1 protein-coding gene is annotated in these 689 nt (G+C 31.5%); it reads right to left on the bottom strand.

Going from position 1 to position 689, the window contains the following annotated elements:
* Positions 1 to 136: 136 nt before the first annotated feature.
* The coding region (locus M4I21_RS18515) for a hypothetical protein (protein WP_349628923.1) at positions 137 to 689 on the bottom strand (553 nt) is incomplete at its 5' end.

Raw genomic sequence — 689 nt, 5'->3', positions numbered from 1 at the left:
CAACGTAATTGTATAAGGTTAGGTGCGTGGTTAAGAAACTAATTTAGTAAATAAAAACTGAATAGAAAATCCGAAGGGATTTTCGTAAACAAGCTAAAATTAGCACTTAATTTTATACGGTGTTACCCAACGTTTTTTATTCGTTTTTCGTTATAAATCGGTTTCTTATTAAATTCCATTTATTTTCTTTTCGGTCAAATACAAAACGGATATCAGGTTGATAACCATCCGTTCCTCCACAACCAACTGAAAATTCCGCTTTTTTAAATCGGATTCCACGTTGAAAAAATATTCCTCTTTTCGCAGTAACAGAAACGTCTCCAAAAATTATGTCAATCGTATCTTTCGCAACTATTTTGTGATTCAGTCGAATTATGTTAATCGTTTTTTTCTTTTTAATCGACAAATCAATTAGTTCCTCGTTAGTTAAAAATTTAATTCGGTCAGAAACATTTAATTCCGCAATCCTTTTTCCATAACCACTCATTTCCACGTAATTCCAGCCACTTCCTAAAATCAAATCAATCCGACTATTTAATGCTCTAACATAAAGACTATCTAATTCAGTCGGTTCGATTGAATTCATTCCGTTTTCATTTTGGTCAAGTTTATTTTCTTGTCCAAAACTTACAATTCCGATTAAGGTCAATATGATTACTAATGCTTTTTTCAAATGTTGGGTAACGTTT

The sequence above is a fragment of the Cellulophaga sp. 20_2_10 genome (assembly GCF_023476645.1).
Taxonomy (GTDB): domain Bacteria; phylum Bacteroidota; class Bacteroidia; order Flavobacteriales; family Flavobacteriaceae; genus Cellulophaga.
This window is presented reverse-complemented; position numbering and strand designations above follow the sequence as displayed.